This window comes from Kurthia senegalensis (genome assembly GCF_000285595.1).
In the GTDB taxonomy this organism is placed as follows: domain Bacteria; phylum Bacillota; class Bacilli; order Bacillales_A; family Planococcaceae; genus Kurthia; species Kurthia senegalensis.
Map to the genome: position 1 here is coordinate 421733 of NZ_HE611064.1, position 25113 is coordinate 446845.

General features: G+C 39.1%; 19 protein-coding genes and 2 pseudogenes. 2 read left to right on the forward strand and 19 right to left on the reverse strand.

What is annotated here, in order from left to right; genetic code table 11:
- Positions 1–56 precede the first annotated feature (56 nt).
- Positions 57–998, reverse strand: coding sequence for a TDT family transporter (locus KSHG_RS02460; RefSeq protein ID WP_010301313.1), 942 nt, complete (start codon positions 996–998; stop codon positions 57–59).
- Positions 999–1098: 100 nt separating this feature from the next.
- Between KSHG_RS02460 and KSHG_RS15940 the strand changes: the two genes are divergently transcribed.
- Positions 1099–1914 (forward strand): LysR family transcriptional regulator, encoded by an 816-nt coding sequence (locus KSHG_RS15940; RefSeq protein WP_407635297.1) that lies wholly within the window; start codon positions 1099–1101, stop codon positions 1912–1914.
- Between the two features lie 47 nt (positions 1915–1961).
- Here KSHG_RS15940 and KSHG_RS02470 read toward each other — a convergent pair whose 3' ends face one another.
- On the reverse strand, positions 1962–2828 hold the full coding sequence (locus tag KSHG_RS02470) for a 2-oxoacid:ferredoxin oxidoreductase subunit beta (RefSeq protein WP_010301318.1): 867 nt from the start codon (positions 2826–2828) through the stop codon (positions 1962–1964).
- Positions 2815–4574: pseudogene (locus KSHG_RS15945) on the reverse strand (2-oxoacid:acceptor oxidoreductase subunit alpha). The gene KSHG_RS02470 and the pseudogene KSHG_RS15945 overlap by 14 nt, the downstream one beginning before the upstream one ends.
- A gap of 263 nt (positions 4575–4837) precedes the next feature.
- Between KSHG_RS15945 and KSHG_RS02480 the strand changes: the two are divergent.
- On the forward strand, positions 4838–5044 hold the full coding sequence (locus tag KSHG_RS02480) for a hypothetical protein (RefSeq protein WP_010301322.1): 207 nt from the start codon (positions 4838–4840) through the stop codon (positions 5042–5044).
- 86 nt (positions 5045–5130) lie between these two features.
- On the opposite strand, the gene KSHG_RS02485 is transcribed toward KSHG_RS02480, so the two are convergent.
- From KSHG_RS02485 to KSHG_RS02560, 16 genes and pseudogenes are all read right to left on the reverse strand, one after another.
- Positions 5131–5928, reverse strand: coding sequence for a TIGR00282 family metallophosphoesterase (locus tag KSHG_RS02485; protein WP_010301325.1), 798 nt, complete (start codon positions 5926–5928; stop codon positions 5131–5133).
- Positions 5929–6070: 142 nt separating this feature from the next.
- Positions 6071–7624 (reverse strand): ribonuclease Y, encoded by a 1554-nt coding sequence (gene rny / locus KSHG_RS02490; RefSeq protein WP_010301328.1) that lies wholly within the window; start codon positions 7622–7624, stop codon positions 6071–6073.
- Positions 7625–7920: 296 nt separating this feature from the next.
- Positions 7921–8995, reverse strand: a pseudogene (recA, locus tag KSHG_RS15950) (recombinase RecA).
- 182 nt (positions 8996–9177) lie between these two features.
- On the reverse strand, positions 9178–10422 hold the full coding sequence (locus KSHG_RS02500; protein WP_010301333.1) for a competence/damage-inducible protein A: 1245 nt from the start codon (positions 10420–10422) through the stop codon (positions 9178–9180).
- 120 nt (positions 10423–10542) lie between these two features.
- On the reverse strand, positions 10543–11121 hold the full coding sequence (gene pgsA / locus KSHG_RS02505; protein ID WP_010301335.1) for a CDP-diacylglycerol--glycerol-3-phosphate 3-phosphatidyltransferase: 579 nt from the start codon (positions 11119–11121) through the stop codon (positions 10543–10545).
- 54 nt (positions 11122–11175) lie between these two features.
- On the reverse strand, positions 11176–12129 hold the full coding sequence (locus KSHG_RS02510) for a helix-turn-helix domain-containing protein (protein ID WP_010301338.1): 954 nt from the start codon (positions 12127–12129) through the stop codon (positions 11176–11178).
- 16 nt (positions 12130–12145) lie between these two features.
- Positions 12146–12955: a DUF3388 domain-containing protein gene (locus KSHG_RS02515; RefSeq protein WP_010301340.1), complete on the reverse strand. Its 810-nt coding sequence runs from the start codon at positions 12953–12955 to the stop codon at positions 12146–12148.
- 148 nt (positions 12956–13103) lie between these two features.
- Positions 13104–13826, reverse strand: a complete 723-nt coding sequence (gene ymfI / locus KSHG_RS02520; RefSeq protein WP_010301341.1) for an elongation factor P 5-aminopentanone reductase — start codon at positions 13824–13826, stop codon at positions 13104–13106.
- Between the two features lies 1 nt (position 13827).
- Positions 13828–15132 (reverse strand): EF-P 5-aminopentanol modification-associated protein YfmH, encoded by a 1305-nt coding sequence (yfmH, locus tag KSHG_RS02525; RefSeq protein WP_010301344.1) that lies wholly within the window; start codon positions 15130–15132, stop codon positions 13828–13830.
- A complete protein-coding gene (gene yfmF, locus KSHG_RS02530; protein ID WP_010301347.1) occupies positions 15132–16397 on the reverse strand; it encodes an EF-P 5-aminopentanol modification-associated protein YfmF in 1266 nt (421 codons plus the stop codon). The genes yfmH and yfmF overlap by 1 nt, the downstream gene beginning before the upstream one ends.
- A gap of 466 nt (positions 16398–16863) precedes the next feature.
- Positions 16864–17823 carry an ABC transporter permease gene (locus KSHG_RS02535; protein ID WP_010301352.1) on the reverse strand — a complete coding sequence of 320 codons (960 nt, stop codon included), beginning with the start codon at positions 17821–17823 and terminating at the stop codon, positions 16864–16866.
- A 1-nt stretch (position 17824) separates the two neighbouring features.
- A complete protein-coding gene (locus tag KSHG_RS02540) occupies positions 17825–18889 on the reverse strand; it encodes an ABC transporter permease (protein WP_010301355.1) in 1065 nt (354 codons plus the stop codon).
- A gap of 2 nt (positions 18890–18891) precedes the next feature.
- Entirely contained in the window at positions 18892–20430 is a 1539-nt protein-coding gene (locus KSHG_RS02545) for an ABC transporter ATP-binding protein (protein ID WP_010301358.1), read from the reverse strand.
- 183 nt (positions 20431–20613) lie between these two features.
- The gene (locus KSHG_RS02550; protein WP_010301363.1) at positions 20614–21672 is read right to left on the reverse strand and encodes a BMP family lipoprotein; all 1059 of its coding nucleotides are present in this window, start codon (positions 21670–21672) and stop codon (positions 20614–20616) included.
- Between the two features lie 74 nt (positions 21673–21746).
- Positions 21747–22475, reverse strand: coding sequence for a GntR family transcriptional regulator (locus KSHG_RS02555; protein WP_010301366.1), 729 nt, complete (start codon positions 22473–22475; stop codon positions 21747–21749).
- A 210-nt stretch (positions 22476–22685) separates the two neighbouring features.
- Positions 22686–25073: an FtsK/SpoIIIE family DNA translocase gene (locus KSHG_RS02560; protein ID WP_010301369.1), complete on the reverse strand. Its 2388-nt coding sequence runs from the start codon at positions 25071–25073 to the stop codon at positions 22686–22688.
- Positions 25074–25113 lie beyond the last annotated feature (40 nt).

Consider the following 25113-nt stretch of genomic DNA (forward strand, 5'->3'; position numbering starts at 1 on the left):
CCCCTGCTCTTTTTTTACAGTGTAATCGATGTTTCTTATATTGGAAACTTATAGCATTAATTATGATTCATTGCATGACTTCTACTTTGTTTGAACTGTGCACTTAAAAAGTGTGTGTAATGCAAACCGACAAATCCGACTGCGGCTATCGCAATAAACGTCTCGACTAAAATCCAGCTCGTTGCGATCACGCCATGAATGTTTAATAAAGACAAACTTTTCACTAATGCCGTCACAGTAATGACAAATGGGAATGTTAAAGCCGCAAAGCTCGGATAAAAAGCGATGTTTCTTATTTTAACCAATTGGCTACTAATAAAGATGAACATAACTTGTGAACACGTTAATAATAAAACGAGTACGATTGTTGAATGTTCTGTAAAGTGCGTACTATACGTAGCGAGTAAAATTGATAAAGGTGCCATAAAAATCCCAATGAGCGGTTTTGCAGGTTCTGGTACATTACCGATAAAGAACATGCGGTATAAGTTAAGTGGAATTAACACAACAGCTAACGCGACACAAAGGTAAAAAACAACGTCCATCGTCATCGGTAAACGACCATTTGCTGTCAACGGCATCATCGCCATTCCGATATACATGACAAACCAGCCTGGTAAGACCATTTGAATTTGAAAACTTTTACGAATGACGAAACGAAATGTGAAATAAATCATTAATAAAAAGTGAACAATAACAGCTGCATACCAAATCGTATCCACGACGAGTGAACGCTCTAGCATACTTAGTGCAATCATAATTGCCATCGTAGCAGTCGGTGTCACCGCTACGATCATTGGATTTTTCATATCTTGCATCACTTCGTTCGGAGCTAGTACGAGCTTTCCTATATAAAAAACACTAAATGCTCCGCCAATAATGAAAGAAATGTTCGCTGCAATCGCCCAATCAAATTGACGAAATAATTTTGTGAATGAAAATAACGCTAATATAACACCACTAATTGGGAGTGGTACCCGTTGAAGTAATTGTTTCATTGGTTTTCTCTCCTTTAACTACCCTCATTGTAAAGGAGGTTTAGTTATTTTAAAAATACATATTTTTGATTATAATTATTTGTAAACCCAATAATTAGAGGTGATTTACTTGAATGATTTATTGCAAACATTTATGAAAGTGTACGAACAACGTAATTTCACGAAAGCGTCTCAATTACTTTTCATTTCACAACCGACCATCTCAACGAAAATCAAGCAACTCGAAAAGCAATTAAATACAGAACTGTTCATTCGACAAGGTCCGAAAAATATCGTACCTACTCCAGCAGGCGACCTTTTTTATACTTATGCGAAACAAACGATTCATCATTATGAAGAAACGCTCTCTCTCATGCAAGAGAAACCTCGCCAAACTTGTCGCATTGGCTGTTCTCATACGATTGCCCATGCGTATTTACCACGTATCATTCCGATGCTTTCCACAACATTTCCAAACGTCGATTTTTCTTTTACACAAGCAAATTCCGAAACGATTGCGACGTCTGTCAAACAGCAACAACTCGACATCGGTTTCATTGAAAAACCGATTGATACAGCCCCTCTTCAAAAACACGTTTTTACAGAAGATGAGCTCGTCCTTGCGGGAAAGAAAGATGCCACAGTTTGGCTTATGCGTGAAGCGCAGTCTGGCGTTCAGTTTTTTAATGAATTGTACGTAGCTGAACATACTATACAGCTTCCTCAAATGCCGATTAACAGTAACGACCTCATCATCCAGCTATTAAAACAATCGTTCGGTCAATCGATTATTTCTAAAAAATGCCTTGATGAGCACCCAACGATTCCATACGAGCATTTGCGCGATGCTTACACTCGTCCACTATTTATCATTTACGAAGACATCAACTTTTTACAGCCGATCGTCAAACAAATCCTCTATTATTTTGAACAATAAAAAAGTTGTCTAAGAGCATCGCTCTCAGACAACTTTTTTTGGTTTCGTTACATAAACTCTTTCATAAGCTCGTTCAGACGGTCTTCCCCAAGTTCGATATCCGAATACGTAATCGCTTCTTCAGGGTAGCCTTCCACTTTTTCTTGATAAGAAGGTGTTTCGGTATCTTCATAAATAATCCCTGTTACGAGACCTTCATGTTCCATAACTGTTTGCATCGCTTGATGACGATCTGTATGGTCGTACCCTTCAATATCGCTTAATTTTGTTAAATGCTCTTTAAACCAATCGTACGTATTCACTTTGTTATACGTTACGCAAGGTGAGAATACGTTAATGAATGAGAAGCCTTTATGTTTCATTCCCGCTTCAATCATCGCTGTAAGCTCTTTTAAGTCTGTAGAAAAGCCTTGTGCAACAAATGTAGCACCCGCAGATAAAGCGACTTCTAACGGTTTTAAAGACTGTTCAATCGCACCACCTGGTGTTGATTTCGTTACGAAACCAGCAGCAGAACGTGGAGAAGTTTGTCCTTTTGTTAAACCGTAAATTTGGTTATCCATAATAATATATGTGATGTCGATATTACGACGAATAGAGTGGATTGTATGACCCATACCGATGGCAAAACCATCACCGTCGCCGCCTGTCGCGATGACATTTAAATCGCGGTTTGCTAATTTAAGCCCTTGGGCAATGGGTAAGGCACGACCGTGGATTCCGTGTAAGCCGTATGAGTTAATATACCCCGATAAACGACCTGAACAACCGATTCCTGAAACGACCGCTAATTCATGTGGTTCAATTTCTAAATTTGCTGCTGCACGTTGAATAGATGCTTGTACGGAGAAGTCTCCACATCCCGGACACCAGTTTGGTTTAATCGTGTTACGAAAATCTTTAAATGTTACCATCTGTTAGCAACTCCTTTACGCGACCTAGCAATTCATTCGGTAAAAATGGTGTACCGTCATATTTTGTTAGGCTAACCGTTTTTTGATGTTGACCGACATTTAATTTAATAATACTCGCTAGCTGACCTGTCGCATTATTTTCAACAACAATAACTTTTTTCGCCTTATTCATTTCAGTAAGTAATTCTTCTGATGGGAATGGGCTAATTAAACGAACGTGCGCATGATTCGCTTTAATGCCTTGTGCATCTAGCACAGGACGAATTTCTTCGATTGCACCACGTGTTGAACCGAAACCGACGATTAATACGTCTGCTTCTTCGTGAGGCGCATCTGTATAAATTGGCATTTCGAAATTCACATAGTTTAATTTACGGAAACGTTTGTCCATTTGTGCAACACGATTCGTCGGAGCTTCTGACGGTGTACCAATTTCAGAATGCTCTACGCCCGTCACATGGTGAATCCCATATTTTTGACCTGGTACGACACGTGTAGAAACACCGTCTTCTGTTACTTCATAGCGTTTGAAGTATTGTTTATCTTCTAATTCAGGTAACTCATCTAAGTTTAATTTACCGCGCTTGATTGATACTTTTTTGTAATCAAATGGTTCAACTGTTTGTTTACCAAGTGACAATTGTAAGTCTGAAAGTAAAATAACTGGCAGTTGTAATTCATCTGCAATGTTAAACGCTTGTACCGTATCGTAAAACGCTTCTTCCCCTGTAGATGGCGCAATGACAACTTTCGGAATTTCACCGTGTGTACCGTATAACATCGCAAATAAATCTGATTGTTCTTGTTTCGTCGGTAACCCAGTAGAAGGACCCCCACGTTGCGTATCTACAACGACAAGTGGTGTTTCTGTCATACCTGATAAACCTAATCCTTCCATCATTAACGATAGACCAGGACCTGCTGAGGCAGTGAAAGCACGAGCGCCACCGTAAGAAGCACCCATCGCCATCGTAACAGCAGCAATTTCATCTTCTGTTTGAACGACAATGCCGCCAACTTTCGGCATTTTTTCGTTAAGTACTCCATAATTTCAGAAGCTGGTGTAATCGGATATGCACTCATAATACGAGAACCAGCTGCTAGTGCGCCTAACGCGATGGCTTCGTTCCCAATCATGAACAAACGATGTTGACCGTCGCCTGCTTCTAATTCAAATTGACCTTCTGCTTTGCCATCTTCCACTAATAAATCATGCATGATTGCATGACCTTGTGCAATGGCATCCATGTTTTTCGCAACGACTTCTTCGCCTTTACGACCGAAAATTTCGTTGACGACACTTTGGAAAACAGTATCTTCTAAATTCATTAATGCTGCTGTTGCACCAATCGCAACCATGTTTTTCATTAATGTCGTACCTAATTCTTTTGCAGTCGCTGTGAAAGGTACGATATACATCGTTGCTTCACAGTCTTCTGGTTTAACGGGTTTAAATTTTGCATCTGCTAAAATAACACCGTCTGCATGTAATTCTTTATAATTTAATTCAATTGTTTCTTGGTCAAATGCAACTAAAATATCATTATCATCAGGAATCGTATGCACGGCTGTTGTGCGTACGTTAATTTTATTATTCGTATGGCCACCTTTAATACGAGAAGAGAAATGACGATAGCCGTATAGGTGGTAACCTAAGCGGTTCATCGCTGTTGAGAAAATCTCACCAGTTGATTCGATCCCTTCACCTTGTTGCCCACCGACTTTCCATGAAAGTTGATGTAACATGATTAAACATCTCCTTAAAACAGGGTATTTTATATATTTTTATCCTTCATAAGTTTATCACGAAGCGAGTTTAGAAACTATTGCAAATCAACGAATTCGATGAATTTCAGACCTTTGACGGAAATTTCTTCATTTCCTCCTCTTTTAAAACGTAAAAAAATAGCTTTTTTATTGAAGTTATGTTTTAGAAAAAAATGAAGTTATGTTTTAGAAAAAAAAGAACGGGAATTAATGTAGTAGAAAAGAAAAGGAGCTGATACATCATGATGAAACTACTTTGGATTCCGATTACGCTCTTTTTAGGAGCGGTGCTCATCCTACTCATTACATCGTTAAGTGCAGGAAGTGGTAGCCTAGAGTTCACAATGAAAGCTTTAATGGGTCAAGGATTAATGATTCCATTCTTCTTCTTCGTTCTATTATTTATGTGGAAATTCAATCGATCTAAACAGGAAACGTCTACATTTTAAACAAAGTTTCAAATTAAACAAAGTTTCAAAATAGCATAAACCTATTAAAAAAGGCGATGACTCATTTTTGAGTCACCGCCTTTTTATTAGCCTTTAAATGGGTGATCCGGGTTAATGTAAATCGGTTCAAAGCGAAGTGCTTTCCCTGTCTGGTCATCTAATTCAACGAAGAACGCACTTAATACCGTATCGCCTTTCGTCGGCACTTCAAAACGAACAGGCATATTCGTTTTAAAACGATACAGTACACTTTCTTTTTTCATCCCTAAAATTTCATTGTACGGTCCTGTCATTCCTACGTCTGTAATGTACGCTGTTCCGCCTGGTAAAATACGTCCATCTGCCGTTTGAACGTGCGTATGCGTTCCGACAACACAGGAAGCTTGTCCATCTAAATGCCAGCTCAATGCGATTTTTTCACTCGTCGTTTCCGCATGAAAATCAACGAATACGAGCGGTGAAATTTTCTTCGCTTCTTCTACTAATTCAGTCGCCATTTTAAATGGATCTTCGTGTGGTGGTAAGAATACGCGACCGTGTAAATTAATAACAGATAACGTTTGACCGTTTTTCGTAATTGTCGTCATCCCTTTACCTGGTGCTTCTTCAGAAAAGTTAGCAGGACGAATTAAATAATCCGTATCGTCGATGAAATCAAAAATTTCACGTTGGTCCCACGTATGGTTCCCCATCGTCATAACGTCTACGCCCATCATTAATAAATCTTGATAAATACGATGCGTTAACCCTCGACCCTTCGCTGCGTTTTCAGCATTTGCAATGACAACGTCTATATCATATTTTCTTTTTAATTTTGGTAAATTTCTTTCGACTGCATCTAAACCTAGATCGCCGACAATATCTCCGATAAATAATACTTTCATTTTCGTAACTCCTTATTGTTCAACATACGTTAACTTTACCACAGTTCGATCTGTAATGGTGAGTTCATCCACACGCTACAAGTGAATCCGAATAAAAAAAACACCTGAAACATAAAATGTTTCAGGTGTTTTCGTTTTATTATTATTTCGCGTAATCGACAGCGCGCATTTCGCGAATAACCGTAATTTTAATATGACCTGGATAATCCAATTCATCTTCAATACGTTTGCGAATATCTCGTGCTAAACGATGTGCCGCTAAATCGTCAATCGCATCTGGACGAACGATAATACGAATTTCACGACCTGCTTGAATCGCAAATGATTTTTCAACGCCTTCATAAGACTCTGAAATTTCTTCTAGCGTTTCTAGGCGACGAATGTAGTTTTCCAACGTTTCACTACGTGCACCTGGACGAGCAGCTGAAAGTGCATCTGCTGCTGCGACAAGTACCGCGATAACAGACGTTGCTTCTGTATCACCGTGGTGAGAAGCAATACTGTTAATAACGACTGGATGTTCTTTGTATTTTGTAGCAAGTTCCACACCAATTTCAACGTGTGAGCCTTCTACTTCATGGTCAATTGCTTTACCGATATCATGAAGTAATCCTGCGCGTTTTGCGAGCATGACATCTTCGCCTAATTCAGCAGCAAGTAAACCTGATAAATGAGCTACTTCAATTGAGTGTTTCAAGACGTTTTGACCGTAACTTGTACGGTATTTCATACGACCTAAAATTTTCATTAAATCTGGGTGTAAGTTATGAATACCTAAATCAAATGTAGTTTGTTCCCCAGTTTCACGAATTTGTTCATCAATTTCACGACGTGATTTTTCAACCATCTCTTCAATACGAGCTGGGTGAATTCGGCCGTCTTGCACAAGTTTTTCTAATGCAAGGCGTGCGGTTTCACGGCGGATTGGATCGAATCCTGATAAAATAACAGCTTCTGGTGTATCATCGATAATTAAATCAATACCTGTTAATGTTTCTAACGTACGAATGTTACGACCTTCACGACCGATAATACGGCCCTTCATTTCATCGTTAGGCAAATTCACAACTGAAACAGTCGTTTCTGCTACATGGTCTGCAGCGAAGCGTTGAATTGCCAATGATAAAATTTCGCGTGCTTTCTTATCGGAAGTTGCTTTCGCATTTTGTTCGGCTTCTTTTGCCATAACAGCAATATCCGTCGTTAATTCATTTTCAACATTTTTCAGAATAACATCTTTTGCTTCTTCACGTGTTAAAGCTGAAATACGTTCAAGCTCTGAACTTTGTTTTGCAACAAGCGCATCAGCTTTGCTCTCCATCTGTTCAATATGCTGCTTTCGATCAGCTAGAGACGTTTCTTTACGTTCTAATGCTGACTCCCTATTATCCAGAGTTTCATCCTTACGATCTAAGTTTTCTTCGCGCATCAACAAACGATTTTCTTGTTTTTGTAATTCAGCACGACGATCACGGATTTCATTTTCTGCTTCAGTTCGAATTTTGTGAGTTTCATCTTTTGCTTCAAGTAATGCTTCTTTTTTAAGTGCTTCCGCTTCCCTTTTGCCATCTTCAATAATCATTTCAGCAGAGCTTTTTGCACCTGTCACTTTTGAATCGTTCACTTTTTTCATCACGAAATAGATAACAGCGGCACCGACGATGAGTCCAAGCAAAGCGGAGATAATAATATCCATCAATCGAACACCTCCTCTTGCTATATTAGTAAAACATTTTTAGTCGGCTACACGTTTCTTTCTAACGTAGTGCCTATTTCATTTCAAATCTAGAAATAATACAATTTCATTGTATAGATGAAAAAAAGGACTGTCAAGGATTCACAGTATATGGATATTTTTCAGTTCCGACATAAATCGCAAAAATTAACATTATTTTCAGAAAAAAGTCGCGACGAACGGAATTTTTATACAAAAACACACCTATAATTATTATGGGAATAAAAAAACGTGCTTGCGCACGTTTTTTTTAAAATTTATTTTTTATTTTCTTCTAAGCCTAATTCCGCTAATAATTCCGCATCCATTACTTCTTCTTCTTCTTCAGTTGCTTCAGCTTCACCTGCTACGATTCCAGCAGCTACACGGATTTTTTTGAGCAATTTCTTCGCGAATTTCAGGATTGTCTTTTAAGAATTGTTTCGCATTTTCACGACCTTGACCTAAGCGTTCGTCGCCGTAGGCAAACCATGAACCTGATTTTTGTACGATATCATAATCGACGCCAATATCTACTACTTCACCGACATATGAAATACCTTCACCGTACATAATATCTACTTCAGCTGTTTTGAATGGTGGCGCTACTTTGTTTTTAACGACTTTAATTTTCGTACGGTTCCCGACCATTTCATTCGCTTGTTTAATCGTTTCAGCACGACGTACTTCTAAACGTACAGAAGAATAGAATTTAAGCGCACGTCCACCTGGTGTTGTTTCTGGATTCCCGAACATCACACCAATTTTTTCACGAATTTGGTTAATGAAAATCGCGATACAATTTGATTTATTAATAATACCAGAAAGTTTACGCAATGCTTGAGACATTAAACGCGCTTGTAGACCCATGTGTGAGTCACCCATTTCGCCTTCAATTTCGGCTTTCGGTACTAATGCTGCTACAGAGTCAATTACGAGCATATCAATGGCACCACTACGTACTAATGCTTCTGCGATTTCAAGTGCTTGTTCACCTGTATCTGGTTGAGCTAATAGTAATTCATCAATGTTAACGCCTAAATTTTGTGCATATGCAGGGTCTAATGCGTGCTCAGCATCGATAAATGCTGCTTGGCCACCATTTTTTTGAATTTCAGCAATAGCATGTAGTGCAACGGTTGTTTTACCAGAAGATTCAGGGCCGTATACTTCAATAATACGCCCTTTTGGATAACCACCTACACCAAGTGCTAAATCAAGTGTTAATGAACCACTTGAAGACGTCGAGATGCGACGGTCTGCTTGTTCCCCTAATTTCATTACTGAACCTTTACCAAATTGTTTTTCAATTTGTTTTAAAGCCATATCTAAGGCTGCTTTACGATCGTTCAATGTGTTTCCTCCTTCGATTCACTGTCTTTCGTGTCTATACATACTATACTGTATTTCATTCAAATCCACAAGAAAAAAGCGAACATTTATTCGTATTTTTTTCGTTGATTTTTTTGAAATTAGCGGTACTGCAAGATGAAAAAGTACGAAATATCCCCTCATACCACTTCATTTTCCTATTATTAATTATACCCTTTTTCCGCTAAAAGCTGTAATGTTCGGTACTGTGCATTTTTCACAGCAACAAGACGATTCGCATTCCGACTACCGGCTAATTTCAGTTCAAAACTCGTGCAAATACCGTCTATACAAATACCAATCCAAACCGTTCCGACAGGACTTCCATCATGCGGGTCTGGTCCTGCTGCGCCGGTTAGACCGACACCTATTTTCGCATCATAATTCAAGGCAACATTTCGCGCCATCGCTTCTGCACATTGCGAACTAACAACCGTATAGTCACGCAACAGCTGACGATCAATTTGAAGTTGCTTCACTTTCATCTGCTCATTGTAGACGACCGCTCCACCTTGTAACACATCACTAATGCCTGGAATAGAAGCTAGTTCTGACATGAATAATCCCGCCGTCAAACTTTCCGCAGCCGCAATCGTTAATTTATTATTACGAAGTACTTCCGCAAGCTTCGATGCTAATGAATCATCATCATATCCATATAAATAATTTCCTACCCGTTCTAACAATTGTGCAATAACGGGTTCCATTAATTGCTGTGCTTGTTGTTCCGTATGAGCAGAAGCCGTCACACGCAGCGTCACTTCTCCGTCCGCTGCGAGTGGCGCAACCGTTGGATTTTCCATATCTAGAAAAGGTGCAACCCGTTGTTCTAATGCGGCTTCTCCAATACCGTAAAATCGTAATACGCGTGAGACAATTGTCTGTTCCGTACGTTGCATTTGTAATAAGTACGGCTTGACTTCGAATTGAAACATTGGCTCCATTTCTTTCGGCGGACCTGGTAATAAAATATACTGTTTCCCATTCAACTCAATGCCCATGCCTGGTGCCATACCGTGACGATTTTTAAAAATAGTGCTTCCTTCTAAAACGAGTGCTTGTTTTTTATTGTTTTCCGTCATCGGTCGATTACGTACAGCAAAAAACGTTTCAATCGATTGCATCGCTTCCTCATCCATAATGAGTGAACGATTTAAATGTTCTGCTATTACTTCTTTCGTCAAATCGTCTTTCGTCGGCCCTAATCCACCCGTCAAAATGATACAATCGCTTCGACGTTCCGCTTGGCGAATTGTTTCTTTTAAGCGCTGTCCATTATCTCCTACAACCGTATGAAACCGTACATTTTCACCAATTTCATTTAGTTGTGCAGACAAGAAACGAGCATTCGTATTATTTATTTGTCCGAGCAAAAGTTCAGACCCTACCGCAATAATTTCCACATTCATATTGATGTCTCCTTATAAAAAGAGCCTAGTCTACTGAACGATTCTTATGAAAAAAACGGTGCTACACACCGTTTAAACCATGCTGAACTGTCCAATAGTCTAGACTCTTACGATTTTCAATTACATTGAATCTAACAATAGACGACGGTTTTTCCAGAAATAATCCAAACCTGACAATAATGTAAAGAAGAACGCTACATATAACATAATCATATCAAATGGAATATCCCATAGTTGGAAAATGATATTGTGTAGCAATAAGAAAGCTAATGCTACCATTTGAGACCATGTTTTTAATTTTCCTAATTTGCTTGCTGCAATAATTACATTTTGTTCTGCACCGATTGAGCGTAATCCTGTTACCGCAAACTCACGTGCTACGATGACGATGATAACCCACGCAGGAGCTACTCCCCATTCAACTAAAATAATAAACGCAGCCGTTACGAGTAATTTATCTGCTAATGGGTCCAAAAATTTCCCCATATTCGTAACTAAATTATATTTACGAGCTAAATGACCATCAAAATAATCCGTTAATGATGCAATGATGAACACAATTGATCCAATTAAATGTTCAACCGGCATTGTTGCACCTAATAATGTGACATTACCCCAACCAAAGTTCACAACCATTAAGACGACGAAAATTGGAATCATAATGACGCGAGCCACAGTGATTTTATTCGGTAAGTTCATATTTTTCACCCTTTTCCAAAGAAAATAGCCATCCCTAGATGACTATCCACTTCGTTATTTTGTTTTAATGACAATGTTTTGTGTAACACGTTGTGAAGCTGGAACTGCTAGTTTCACTTCTTTACCGTTTACATACACTTTACCATAAGATGCTGCACCTAAGCGAATACGAATATAGGATTGATCTTTTGCATCGTATTCTAGTTTGTCACCTTTAGCATACATTTTACCAGTTGATAAATTACCACCATTTTGGTCTGTAATGCCAACCCAGTTGTCGCCTGTCATATCAACGCGCACTTTAAAGTTCTTCGTATCTGTTAACGTATACGTTGTTGTTGCACCATCACCAGCATCTTGACCTTCAGAAAGTGTTCCAGCCGCTTTTGCTTTTTTCGCTTTTTCAGCTGCTGCTTTTTCTTTAGCTGCTTTGTCTGCTGCCGCTTTTTCGTCTGCTGCTTTTTGTGCTTTTTCTTGTTCGTCTACGGCTTTATTCGTCGTAGTTGTCGTTTGATCTTGCGTTTGTTCTTGTTTAACTTTCGGTGTTGTATCCTCATTTGATGCAGAATGTACAAACAAGAACCATACGATTGCAATCACTGCTACTACAATGACTGCTACAGCGATCTTAGGCATCAAATCAGACATTTTTCGAGATGAAGTCGATGTCGTTTTAATTGTTGATGAAGGTTGATTCGCATTCGTACGACGATTCGTACCACCTTTTGGTTGTTGAATTGCTGTTGAAGCACTTGTTGCTTCTTTCGCTCTGTTTTCTGGGATTTCATTTTTGTACGTTTCTAAAATCTCAGTTGCGTCTAATCCTACTGCCTCAGCGTATTGTTTAATAAATGCGCGTACGTAGAAAGCTCCTGGCATAACGCTAAAGTTGCCTTCTTCGATGGCAGATAAATAGCGTTTTTGGATTTTTGTAATTTCTTGTAAATCTTCTAAACTATACCCTTTGGCCATTCTCGCTTCTTTTAAGCGATTTCCTAGTTCTGCCAAGTTAAACACCTACCTGTTAAAAATTAAAATCTCCAAAACCACCGAAACCACCTGATCCTTCAAAAAAGTCATTTTGTCTTTTTTGTTTTTCAAGAATCTCATATGTAATTTCTTCCTCTGGATGATGTCTCAATTCTATTATATAATCGAAATCCTCGAGTGTGTACTCCGAATGTTGAACAAAAATATCAGGATGTTCTACAACTTTGATAGCTGGTAATTGCATCGTTTCACGGATTAATTGCAAATGCTTTTCATCTTGTGTTCTACGCGTTACCGCCCCATCAATAATAAAAATATTATCGTCGCTATATTCATCACCGTGTAATTTTTGACGAATCGTTTGTTTAATCATTGTGGATGATAAAAATAACCATTTTTTATTCGCACAAACGCTGGATGCCACAATGGACTCAGTCTTCCCTACTCGGGGCATGCCACGAATACCAATGAGCTTATGACCTTCCTTTTTAAACAGTTCAGCCATAAAATCAACGAGTATCCCTAACTCATCGCGAACGAAACGAAATATTTTCGTTTCATCTCCTTCACGTTGAATATAGCGCCCGTGTCGAATCGCTAAACGATCACGCGTTGTCGGCTTTCTAAACTTCGTAACACGAATCATTTCCATCGTAGACACGATGTTTCTGAACCGTTCAATTTGTTCAGGCTTATCTGCTCGAATCAGCATGCCACGTCGCACTAAATCAACGCCATTAATCGTCACGATATTGACGCGTAACATCCCTAATAAAGAAGCGATATCGCCTAGTAATCCTGGGCGATTCACCTGTATTTCATATTCAAAATACCATTCGTTCATACAAGGTACTCCCTTCATATAACGATTAAAACATTTCTATGTTTCATAATAGCGGATTTTGTATCAGAATAAAAGAAAAAAAGGAAATCTACGCCAAATAGCGTAAATTTCCTTTATAAAAATTGACCATTAAGTCATGAATTTCCGTTTAAATATACCAACCGCCATTAACTCGCAATATTTGCCCTGTCATATAATCTGCAGAACCTGACACGAGGAATGATACTGCGTTCGCTACTTCTTCCGGTTGTCCTGGACGATTCATCGGAATTTCAGCGACTACTTCCGCCATTTCTTCCTCTGATAAATGACCGTTCATTCTCGTCTGAATCATGCCCGGCGAAACAGCATTTACCGTCATACCATTGTAAGCAACTTCTTGTGCATACGCTTTGACGAAACTGTGTACAGCGCCTTTAACGGTTGAATACAGCACTTCGCCTGCTCCCCCTGCTTCTCCCCAAATCGAACCAATCATCACGATATAACTTTTTTCATGACGACGCATTTTGGAAGCGAGTTTTTGAATAACTTCAATCGGTGTTTGCACATGAACTTGCCAAAGTTTCAACATTTCTTGTGACGTCGTGTCATCTACTAATTGATAAAGTGCATGTCCACTTGCGACGACAATCGCTTCGATATCAAATACATTTTGTGCAATATGTTGTGCCGCTTCTACTGACGTTAAATCGCATTGAATCGGCATAAACTCTTGATTCGGATAGCGTTCTGTTAGTTCGTTCAACAACAGTGCAACAGACGTATGATGATATTGTAAATATAAGCTGTAGCCGTCTTCTGCTAATCGCTTTGCTGTTGCGGAACCAATTGCTCCAGAAGCACCTAAAACTAAGCAAAAACGTTTCATATTAAGCTTTCGCCTCTTTTTGAAGCGGTTCAATCGTAAATGTAGATTGTTGGCTTTCTCCTGTAATAGACGTCATTGCTCGTTCAACGTCCGCAATCGTTAATTGTTCGATTACTGGCACAATGTCAAATAAATTCATGTCGTTAAATTTATAACGTGTAAATTGATTTGCAATGAATTCAAGTGAATTTAAAGCACGCAATGTAAAGCCGATTTTACGACGTTTCACACGATCTAAATCTTCTTGCGTAAATGGTAATTCTTTCGCTGCATCGTTCATGACACGTTTCACACCTTCTTGTAATTCTACAGGGTGTGCCGTATCCGAACCGACCATTGCAAAACCGAATCCTTCTTCTAATGAGAAGTCGTATGAGTAAGATTCATCAATCCAACCTTTTTGGTAAACTTCTTCGTAGAAGTCCGAAGAACGACCGTACATTAAATCGAGCGCTAATTCGATGGCTAGTTCATGTTTCATCATTGCTATACCTTGTAAGCTCACTTCTCGTGCTTTAAACGATACGTATGCTTTCGGTTTTTGTACGTCCATATGAAGCACGCGGTTTGATACAGCAGCTTCTTTCGGCTCGTCGACAACGATTCGTTCAATTGGTTGAGGCTCTGCAAATGTTTTATTCGCTTGGTTCGTGCGAATAGTTTCCATCATTTGTTCAGGATCTACATTCCCGATTGCGAATAATAACATATTCGATGGGTGGTAGAACGTGTTGTAACACGTATATAAATGTTCGGCTGTAATGCCATCAATTGACTCTACCGTTCCAGCGATGTCAATTTTCACAGGATGTTGTTCATATAGATTTTCGATTGAACCGAAATATACGCGCCAATCTGGTTGGTCATCGTACATTTGAATTTCTTGTCCGATAATCCCTTTTTCTTTGTTCACTGTTTGTTCTGTGAAATAAGGTTGTTGTACGAAATCTAACAATGTATTCGTACTTTGCTCAATATGGTTCGTCGCAGAGAATAAATACGCTGTACGTGTAAAGGATGTGAATGCATTCGCTGACGCACCGTACTCACTAAATTTTTGGAATACGTCACCATCTTCTTTTTCAAACATTTTATGTTCTAAGAAATGGGCAATACCATCTGGTACCGTAATAGCTTCTTCTTCGCCTAGCGGTACGAATGAACGATCGATTGAACCGTATTTCGTCGTAAACGTTACGAATGTTTTTGAGAAGCCTTGTTTCGGTAAAATATACACGTCTAAACCGTTCGGTAACGTTTCATGATAAAGTGTTTCTTCTAGTTGATCAAAATGAATCTTTTCCATTATTCAGCTTCCTCCCCACATAAGAAATAAACGGCTTCTTTGTTTAATTGTTTCGCCATACGTACGACATCTTCTTTCGATACAGCATCCCATTTAGCACTCATATTCTCAACTGTAAATGGTTCTTTTAAGTCACGGTATTGATTAAACAATTCGATTTGTCCGCGCGCAGAATCTAACGCTTCTTTTAATTGATTTTTTAACATCGCTTTCGTTTGCGTAATTTCTAAATCTGAAATATCGCCTTCACGAATAGCTTCTAGCTGTTCATCAATTAAACGTATCGCTTTTTCTTCATTTTCTTGTTCGATTCCTGACATCACATACATAACACCGTATTGTGCTGAATAAGAACTTGAGCAATAATAAGCCAAGCTTTCTTTTTCACGTACGTTCATAAACAGTTTGGCATGTGGATAACCACCGAAAATACCATTGAAAATTTGCATTTTAGGGAAATCTTCATGTTCAAATGTAACAGGTGTTGAATAACCGATATGCAACTTCCCTTGACGTGTATCGAATGTTTCTTTCGTATACGCAGCCGTTGCTTTTGAAGTAGGAATTGGTGCTTTCTCAAAGCGTTTGCGTCCTTTGAACGGGAATGCTTCTTTTAGTGCTGCAACCATCTCTTCTTCATCAATATCACCGATGACGAAAATATCAACGAGATCTTCCGCTAACATTTTTTCATATGTTTGTTTTAGACTTTGTGGTGTAATTGCTTGAACCGCTTCTACCGTACCGTTTACTGAAGTTGAAATCGGATGATTTGGGCGGAAAATTTCTTGTAATCGTTTTTGTGCATAACGTGATTTTTCGTCAAAAACAGATTGAATACGCTCAATGACCATTTCTTTTTCACGCTCAACAATTGACGGCTGGAAATAACCATCTTCTGTTAAATTCGGTTCGAACAATACTTTATTCATTAAAGTGAGTACTTGTTTTAAGACGTTACCTTGTTTTAAATAATGATCATTAACTGTTTCGACATTTAATAATACGACTTGGTCATTTCCTGTTTTCGTCGTATCTAAATAAAGAACCGTTCCGTACAAATCATCTAAGTGCATTCGTAATGCAGCTGCTGTTGGAAACGCTTGATTACTATGTTGTAAAACGTTCGTTAATACCGTGCGGTTTGCCGCTTCTACTGTATTCAACGGACGTTTTAATTTAATTGAAAAATTAACTGTTTTAAACTGTTCTGTTTTGCGCGTGAAGATTGAAACGCCTTCCGCGACTTCCGTTCTATTAAACATGAAACCCCTCCTATAATCCTGGGTAAAACACCATTACTTTCTACTATATATGAATTTTCTTATTTTTTGCAACTAATGGTGACTGAAATTGCGTAATTACGCGGATCTCATACTAATTATCCGTGTAATTCATCCATTTCACAAAAAAGAGAATAGGAACAACTGTTATTGTTCTTTTCGACCGATGCTTTCGGAATCCACTTCGAACAGCTCTTCTATACTTCTATTAAAAATGCCTTATAGAAAAAAGACAATTGTTGTTGGAAATTACGTATATTACTACTAAATCTTAAACAAAATGAGCTTCGTACTCATCGCAACAAACTTAAGAAAATACGCAAATGAAGTATCGTAATTCCTAATTTACACATAAAAATAAAGAAGAGGATGTCAAATTCAACATCCTCTTCTCTATTAAAGACTGGAATTTTTACTTATGTCCCAGCCTCTTTTTATTTATCATTTATTAGCGTTTTCCTTTAATGTACGGTTTACCTGAAGCCTTCGGAGCACTTGCTTTTCCGATAAAACCAGCTAAAGCTAAAATCGTTAATACGTAAGGTAAAATTAATAAGATGACTTCTGGTACGTCTTGCACGTACGGAATAGATGCACCCGCAATACTTAATGATTGTGCTAAACCGAAGAACAGTGCTGCACCAAGCGCGCCAAGTGGATGCCATTTACCGAAAATCATTGCGGCAATTGCCATGAACCCTTGACCAGAAATGGTCGTTGCAGAAAAGTTTCCTGCAATCGCTTGTGCGTAGATCGCACCCCCGATACCACCAAGGGCACCTGAGATCATCACGGCCATATAACGCATTTTCGTGACGTTTACACCCATCGTATCTGCGGCAATTGGGTGTTCCCCAACAGCACGTAAACGTAAACCGAATGGTGTTTTATAAATAACGAACCATGCAACGAATGCAACGACAATTGCGACAACAGACGTCACATACATATCATGGAAAAACAACTTCCCGATTACTGGAATATCGCCTAGTACCGGAACGTCGTAACGATTGAAACGTTCTGAAATTGAATCTGTTTGACCTTTATCGTAAATCATTTTCACAGAGAATACAGCTAAAGCAAGTCCTAACATATTCAATGCCACACCGGTTACGGTTTGGTCTGCACGGAATGAAATCGCTGCAACAGCTAATAATAGTGAGAAGATGGCACCGACAACCATTGCGACAACTAAGCCGACCCATGGTGTCCAACCTTTCATACTATCTGCGAACGTTAAGTTGAAAATAATACTGATGAAGGCACCAATAATCATAATACCTTCAAGACCGATATTTACTACACCAGCGCGTTCAGTGAACACGCCACCGATTGCCGTCATAATTAATGGAGCTGCGTAGAAAATGGCAGAAGGAATAATGAAATATAACACATCCATAAAGCTCATGTTATTTATCCCCCTTTACTTTCTGAACGCCTTTTTTCTTGCTCGCTCTTTCAAGGAATAAACGAATTAAATATCCTGAAGCAACGAAGAAGATAATTAAGGCAATAACGATTGATACAATCTCGGTCGGTATTCCTGCGGCATTTGGCATATTCAATCCACCGTTTTTAAGTGCACCGAATAAAATCGCACCGAGTAATACACCGAATGGCTGGTTGGCACCTAATAAGGCAACCGCAATACCATCAAATCCAATACCAGTAGCAGCATTTAATTTCATCATGTTGCCGAACGTACCAAGTGCTTCCATCGCACCACCAACACCTGCAAACATACCTGAAATAACCATCGCTAATACGATGTTACGGCTAACGTTCATCCCTGCGTACTCGGATGCATTTTTGTTGAAACCAACTGATTTCAACTCATAGCCCAATGCTGTTTTCTCTAAAATAAACCACATAATAATAACTGCTAAAATTGCGATTACAAAACCCCAGTGTAGACGAGAGAATTGTGTTAATGACGCTAACCATTCTGAAGACAGAGAAGCCGAATCATGAATTTTATCCGTTTTCTCTTTCCCACCACTAATTGCTGAAATCGCCGCATTCGCTGTATGTAATGCGATATAGTTCATCATGATGGTAACGATTACTTCATGTACTTGTAATTTTGCTTTTAAAATACCTGGAATGAATGCCCATAGACCCCCAGCAACAGCTGCTGCTAAAATCGCAACGACTGCATGGATACCTGTTGGCAATTCGAATGCTTGCCCTACATAAGCAGCTGCAAGCCATCCCATAATTAATTGTCCTTCTACCCCGATATTGAACATCCCAGTACGGAAAGCGAATGCTACCGCTAAACCTGAGAAGACGTACGGCGTAATTGTACGAATCGTTTCACCGATATTGTATGAATCCCCGAAAATACCATTCCATAATGCTGCATAACCATCGACTGGGCTAAAACCCGATACGAGCATAACGATTGCTCCGACGATTAAACCTAAAATAACAGAAATGACAGGTACGAGAATATTAATTAAACGATTAGACATAGTTATTCTCCACCTACTTTATTTGCAGTTTTCGTTACAGCATGACCAGCCATTAATAAACCTAGTTGCTGTTCTGACGTTTCGCTCGGCTTCACAGTATCAATAATGTGACCGTCATGAATAACCGCAATCTCATCTGAAACGTTCATTACTTCGTCCAATTCAAATGAAACGAGTAATACCGCTTTCCCTTTATCACGTTGTTCGATTAAACGACGATGAATAAATTCAATCGCCCCAACGTCTAAACCTCGTGTTGGAAGGGCGGCAATTAATAAATCTGGGTCGCGGTTTACTTCACGCCCAATAATTGCTTTTTGTTGGTTCCCACCTGATAAAGCACGTGCAGGTGTATGAGCGCTCGGTGTACGAACGTCATATTCTTCAATAATTGTTTCCGCTAATTTATCAATTTTTTTATAATCGATAATACCGCCTTTTGAAAGTGGGTTTTGATAATACGTTTGTAGCGCAATATTGTGTCCGATTGGGAAATCTAACACGAGACCATGTTTATGACGGTCTTGTGGAATATGCCCCACGCCTGACTCTGTAATTTTACGCGGTTTTAAACTTGTAATTTCTTGACCTTTTAAGGTGATCTTACCAGAAGTCGCCTTTCGAAGACCGGTGATTGCTTCGATTAATTCGGATTGTCCATTACCATCAATACCGGCAATACCCACAATCTCTCCAGCTCGGACGGTCAAGTTTAAATCTTTTACGCGATCGACACCACGATTGTCTTTCACGTTTAATTGGTGCACTTCAAGAATCGCTTCTTTCGGATGTGCTTCCGTTTTTGTCGTTTTGAATACAACTTGTCGGCCAACCATCATTTCCGCAAGTTGATCCGGGCTCGTTTCAGCAGTTGTGACTGTACCGATTCCTTGCCCTTTTCGAATAATTGTTACACGGTCTGAAACGTCCATAATTTCTTTTAATTTGTGCGTAATTAAAATAATGGATTTCCCTTCAGAAATTAAGCGTTTCATAATTTGAATTAGCTCTGAAATTTCTTGAGGTGTTAGAGAAGCCGTTGGTTCATCAAAAATCAAAATGTCTGCGCCACGATACAACGTTTTTAAAATTTCGACACGTTGCTGCATCCCAACTGAAATATCTTCAATTTTTGCATAAGCATCTACATTTAAACCGTATTGCTCCGAAAGTTTTTGAACTTTTTTGGCCGCTTCTTTAATGTTAATCGTGCCAAATTTTGTCGGTTCACTTCCTAAAATAATGTTCTCCGTTACCGTAAAGTTTTCAACTAACATAAAGTGTTGGTGAACCATGCCGATGCCTAAATCATTCGCTTTATTTGGATCCGAAATTTTCACTTCTTCACCGCGAACTTTAATCGTCCCAGCTTCCGGTTGGTATAAACCGAAAAGAACGTTCATCAGTGTTGATTTTCCTGCTCCATTTTCACCTAATAATGCGTGAATTTCACCTTTAGCTAGTTGAAGGGTAATGTTGTCGTTTGCCACGAAATCACCGAATTCTTTACGGATTCCAAGCATCTCGATCACATATTCCAATGTGCTCACTCCTTCAGACTCTATCAATAATAGTTTGTAATGGTTGTAATAAGAGGTTAATTAAATTAACACATGAAAACATTCAAACGTTGAATGCTTTCATGAAAAAATTTAAAAAAAGAAACATGAGGGCAAGGTTTTGCCCTCATGAAATACCGACCAATTCGCGGCAATACTACTTTATTATTTTGATGGTTTTTCAGGAACTTCAATTTTGCCATCGATAATGTCTTTTTGAGCTTTATCGATTTCTGCTTGTGTTTTATCAGAAATAGCGCCGTGAGAATCAGCAAGACCTACACCGTCATCTTTCAGACCGTAAGTAACTGTTTCGCCACCTGGGAATTTGCCATCTTTTGTTTTCTTGATCATATCTTGAGCTGCAACGTCAACACGTTTTAAAACAGAAGTCATAACGATATTTGTTTTATCATCTACTTTACCTTCGTCATATTGGTCACGGTCTACACCGATTGCCCATACGTCGTTACCTGCTTTTTTCTGTGCGATTGCTTCAGTGAATAAGCCTTGACCTGTACCACCAGCTGCATGGAATACAATATCTGCGCCGCTGTCATACATACGTTTTGCGATTGTTTGACCTTTCGCAGCATCACCGAATGAACCGGCATATTGAACATCAATTTTCACATCTGGATTAGCCGCTTTAGCACCAGCAACGAAACCAGCTTCAAATCCACCGATGATGTCGCCTTCCATACCACCTAAGAAACCGAGTTTACCAGTTTTAGATTCTAATGCTGCAGCAACACCAGCTAAATAAGAAGCTTCGTTTGCTTTAAACATAATTGAAGTTACGTTATCGTGTTCAGTAACTACTGAGTCAATAATAGCAAGTTTTGCATCTTTTTGTTGTTCAGCAACTTCTTTTACAGCGTCTTCAAGTTTGAAACCAACAGCGAAAACTAAATCGAAATTACGACGTACTAAGTTATTGATGTTTGTTGTGAAGTCTGAATCTGAAGCAGATTGTAAGTAGTCGTAACCACCGTCACCTTTTTTAAGACCTTCTTCTTCACCGTAAGCTTGAATACCTTCCCAAGTAGATTGGTTGAATGAACGGTCATCAATACCGCCTGTATCTGTAACCATTGCTACTGAGAATGCGTCTTTACTAGAACCTTTTTTGTCATCTTTTGCATCATCTGAACCACATGCTGCTAATAATGTACCTGTTGCTAATAATGCTGTGAATGCTAAACCGATTTTACGCTTTTTCAATTTGGAGTCCTCCCAAAAAATGAAGTTTATATTTTTTTGTATTGCTACGACAGCAAGATGTCTACTTCTGATGGTTATACACGTTTTCTCACTACGTGGAAGCTAAATTTATCAGCTCTGAAATAGTTTCGAGAATACAAGACCACTCGATCGTTATCATCATAATGAACTTGTTTTAGTACGAGTAAAGCTTGATCTGCTTTACAATTTAAAATAGGTGATACTTCACTATGGTATCCGATAGGATCAATATAGGTGATCGCATAAGATACATGAATATCACCGGAACGTTCTAACGCTTGGAAAATAGATGTATTTTCTTGCGTTAAAAAGTCCCCCGGAAGATACGTTTCCGGAACTTGGTCTACACAGTAGACAACTGGTTCACCGTCCGCATTGCGAACACGTTTTATTGTCACTATAGATGCACCATCATCGCATTGAAAGCGTTTTACATCTTCTTCATTCGAAGGAGCGGCTGTTGAACTAATATACGTCGTCCCGGGCATCATTCCAGCTTCTTCAATCATAGAAGAAATACTCGAAAGTTGCTCAATGCCAGATGTAAACACTGGCTTCGGATTGACAAAAGTACCAACGCCGTGCCTGCGAACAATGATATTTTCTTCTTCCAACAGTCGTAACGCTTCACGAAGCGTTGCACGACTGACACCAAGTGACTTTGAAAGTTCAAATTCCGAAGGGAGCTTTTCGTTTTCTTTGAATACCCCATTCGCAATATCCGTCTTCAAATGATCGATCACTTGGAGATACAAATGACGATGATCTGATTTAATCGTCATTCAAATCACCACCGATAAGTCATCAGACATCAGACGTAGAACATTCTTGCTAATCAGACAATACTATAACATTTTTAATTGTATAAATAAATAGATTTCTTGAAAAACTGTGTTAAAACAGATGATTTTTTAAAAATCTATGACAATTTAGAAAAATTTTATAAAAAAAGAGCAAGCCGACTAAAAAAAGTGATGACTTGCTCTATTATATTACTTTCCGATTAAAATTTGACGTGGTTTACTCTTTTCTGCTGGGCCAACGACACCATGTTCCTCCATTTGGTCCATAATTCGTGCCGCACGTGCATATCCTACTTTTAGCTTTCTTTGTAAAAATGATACAGATGCAGTGTCCTGTTCTATAACAAGTTTTACTGCTTCTTCGTACAATTCGTCCGTATCATCATCTACTAAAGCTGCTACCTCTTCGTCTGTCGGAATCATATCTTCTTGGTACTGGGCCGTTTGTTGTCCTATGACATAACTTACGACTGCCTCGACCTCTTCATCTGATACGAATGCACCTTGAACCCGTACAGGTTTTGATTCACCTGCAGGTAAAAAGAGCATATCACCGCGACCGAGTAACCGTTCTGCCCCACCCATATCTAAAATAGTTCGGGAGTCAATTTGAGAAGATACGGCGAAAGCAATCCTTGACGGAATATTCGCTTTAATAACCCCGGTTAGTACATCAACAGATGGTCTTTGTGTTGCGATAATCAAATGAATTCCTGCTGCACGAGCCATTTGTGCTAGACGCATAATCGAATCTTCGACATCTCCTGCAGCAACGAGCATTAAATCGGCCAATTCATCGACGATGACAACGATAAAGGGTAAACGAGGATGTTTTTCTACATTTTCTTCATTAAAACGATCCACATGTTTATTGTACCCTTCAATGTTTCGCGTTCCTGTATGTGAAAATAAATCATATCGTCTTTCCATTTCCGCTACAACCTTTTTCAGCGCTTGAGACGCTTTTCGTGCATCTGTCACAACCGGTGCTAATAAATGGGGAATGCCATTATAAATGTTCAGTTCGACCATTTTCGGGTCAATCATCATCATTTTCACTTCATTCGGTTTCGCTCGCATTAAAATGCTAATAATAATTCCGTTAATACAAACAGATTTCCCACTGCCCGTAGAACCTGCCACGAGCAAATGAGGCATTTTATTTAATTTCGTTAATTTTGCATCCCCTGAAATATCTCGCCCTAAACCGACGACTAATTTCTCATCCGGCTTATTACTTGGGGACGCTTCTAATACGGAACGTAAGCTAACCATTGAGATTTCTTTGTTCGGCACTTCAATACCGACAGCCGACTTCCCTGGAATTGGCGCTTCAATCCGAATATCTTTCGCCGCTAAAGCGAGTGCCATATCATCTTGTAAATTAACGATCTTACTCACTTTGACACCGCGTTCAGGTAACACTTCGTATTCCGTCACAGCAGGTCCTAAATGCACTTCAGACACATTCGCTTTCACACCGAATGCTTCTAATGTTTGTTCAATCGTTCTCGCATTTTTTTCGATTACTTTAAATTCATCTTTTTGATCTTTAACAGGCGGCAATTCTAATAAGTCCATCGAAGGAATCGAATAAGCTATGTTTTCTGCATTCGCTTCATCTGCGGACACGACGTCGAATGATGGCACGTCTTCCGCTTCCGCCTGTTGCTCGACTTTAGGTGTTTCTACAGCTGCTACTTTTTCTTCTTGAGATAAATTTTGTGTGTAGGCTGAAATGTTCAGCTGTGGTTTCTCCCGTGGTTCTTCTACGCGTTCTTCCACAACGTCTTCTTCTATTGATGAAGACGTTTCTACACGTCTCTCCTGGCGCACTGCACGTTGTTTTTCACTCGCTTCTTTTCTTTCCGTGCGCGCTATCATCATCTCTTCTTTTTGCACTAGGAGTTGTTCTTTCCATTTTGGCCAATTTTCTTTTATAAATGGGAACAATGTTTTCCCCGTCAATAAAATAAAACCGATTAGCACGAGTAAAATACCAATCATTTTAGAACCTGTCGTATCTGCTAGACTATAAAATAAACTATAACCAATCGTACCGAGTAAACCGCCACCTAAAAAGCCATCTGGTTCGCTATAAGCTTTCTCGGTCACGATTAAGCCCCAGCTTTCTTTCCACAAATTCGTATTCGGTGGAATTGGTTTATTATTAAAATAATCCGTAAACATCGCAATGTGACTAAAAAGCGTCATACTTATACTAAGAAGAAGAATTCCCCATACGTATCGATTTTTTAATGCGGGAATTCCGCGATATGTCATCATATAAATCGCAAATCCTATCGTAAAAATCGGAAGCAACATAAACCAATTTCCGATGAGTAATTTACTAACACCTTGTAAAAATGCACCAATCATACCAAAGCGGAACATCGTTAAAAAGGAAAGGGCAATTAAAATGAGCCCTGCAATTTCAAATGCAATTGAAGGTCCCTTCGTCCCTTTCGTATCAGTTGCTTTCTTTCTCCCTTTTGGTTGTGTGGCAGGCGCCTTTTTCTTCGTAGATGTTTTTTTACGCGTACGCGTCGTTTGATTGCTTGTCTTTTGAGACGCCATCCCTTCACCTACTTTCTTCTCTATATTATAACTTGTCAGA

Excerpts from the sequence above, each read along its gene's own strand:
- KSHG_RS02460 (WP_010301313.1), bottom strand. The coding sequence starts at position 998 with ATGAAACAATTACTTCAACGGGTACCACTCCCAATTAGTGGTGTTATA.
- KSHG_RS02470 (WP_010301318.1), bottom strand. The coding sequence starts at position 2,828 with ATGGTAACATTTAAAGATTTTCGTAACACGATTAAACCAAACTGGTGT.
- KSHG_RS02480 (WP_010301322.1), top strand. The coding sequence starts at position 4,838 with ATGATGAAACTACTTTGGATTCCGATTACGCTCTTTTTAGGAGCGGTG.
- KSHG_RS02485 (WP_010301325.1), bottom strand. The coding sequence starts at position 5,928 with ATGAAAGTATTATTTATCGGAGATATTGTCGGCGATCTAGGTTTAGAT.
- rny (WP_010301328.1), bottom strand. The coding sequence starts at position 7,624 with ATGGATATTATTATCTCCGCTTTGCTTGGACTCATCGTCGGTGCCGCT.
- KSHG_RS02500 (WP_010301333.1), bottom strand. The coding sequence starts at position 10,422 with ATGAATGTGGAAATTATTGCGGTAGGGTCTGAACTTTTGCTCGGACAA.
- pgsA (WP_010301335.1), bottom strand. The coding sequence starts at position 11,121 with ATGAACTTACCGAATAAAATCACTGTGGCTCGCGTCATTATGATTCCA.
- KSHG_RS02515 (WP_010301340.1), bottom strand. The coding sequence starts at position 12,955 with ATGAACGAATGGTATTTTGAATATGAAATACAGGTGAATCGCCCAGGA.
- ymfI (WP_010301341.1), bottom strand. The coding sequence starts at position 13,826 with ATGAAACGTTTTTGCTTAGTTTTAGGTGCTTCTGGAGCAATTGGTTCC.
- yfmH (WP_010301344.1), bottom strand. The coding sequence starts at position 15,132 with ATGGAAAAGATTCATTTTGATCAACTAGAAGAAACACTTTATCATGAA.
- yfmF (WP_010301347.1), bottom strand. The coding sequence starts at position 16,397 with ATGTTTAATAGAACGGAAGTCGCGGAAGGCGTTTCAATCTTCACGCGC.
- KSHG_RS02535 (WP_010301352.1), bottom strand. The coding sequence starts at position 17,823 with ATGAGCTTTATGGATGTGTTATATTTCATTATTCCTTCTGCCATTTTC.
- KSHG_RS02540 (WP_010301355.1), bottom strand. The coding sequence starts at position 18,889 with ATGTCTAATCGTTTAATTAATATTCTCGTACCTGTCATTTCTGTTATT.
- KSHG_RS02555 (WP_010301366.1), bottom strand. The coding sequence starts at position 22,475 with ATGACGATTAAATCAGATCATCGTCATTTGTATCTCCAAGTGATCGAT.
- KSHG_RS02560 (WP_010301369.1), bottom strand. The coding sequence starts at position 25,073 with ATGGCGTCTCAAAAGACAAGCAATCAAACGACGCGTACGCGTAAAAAA.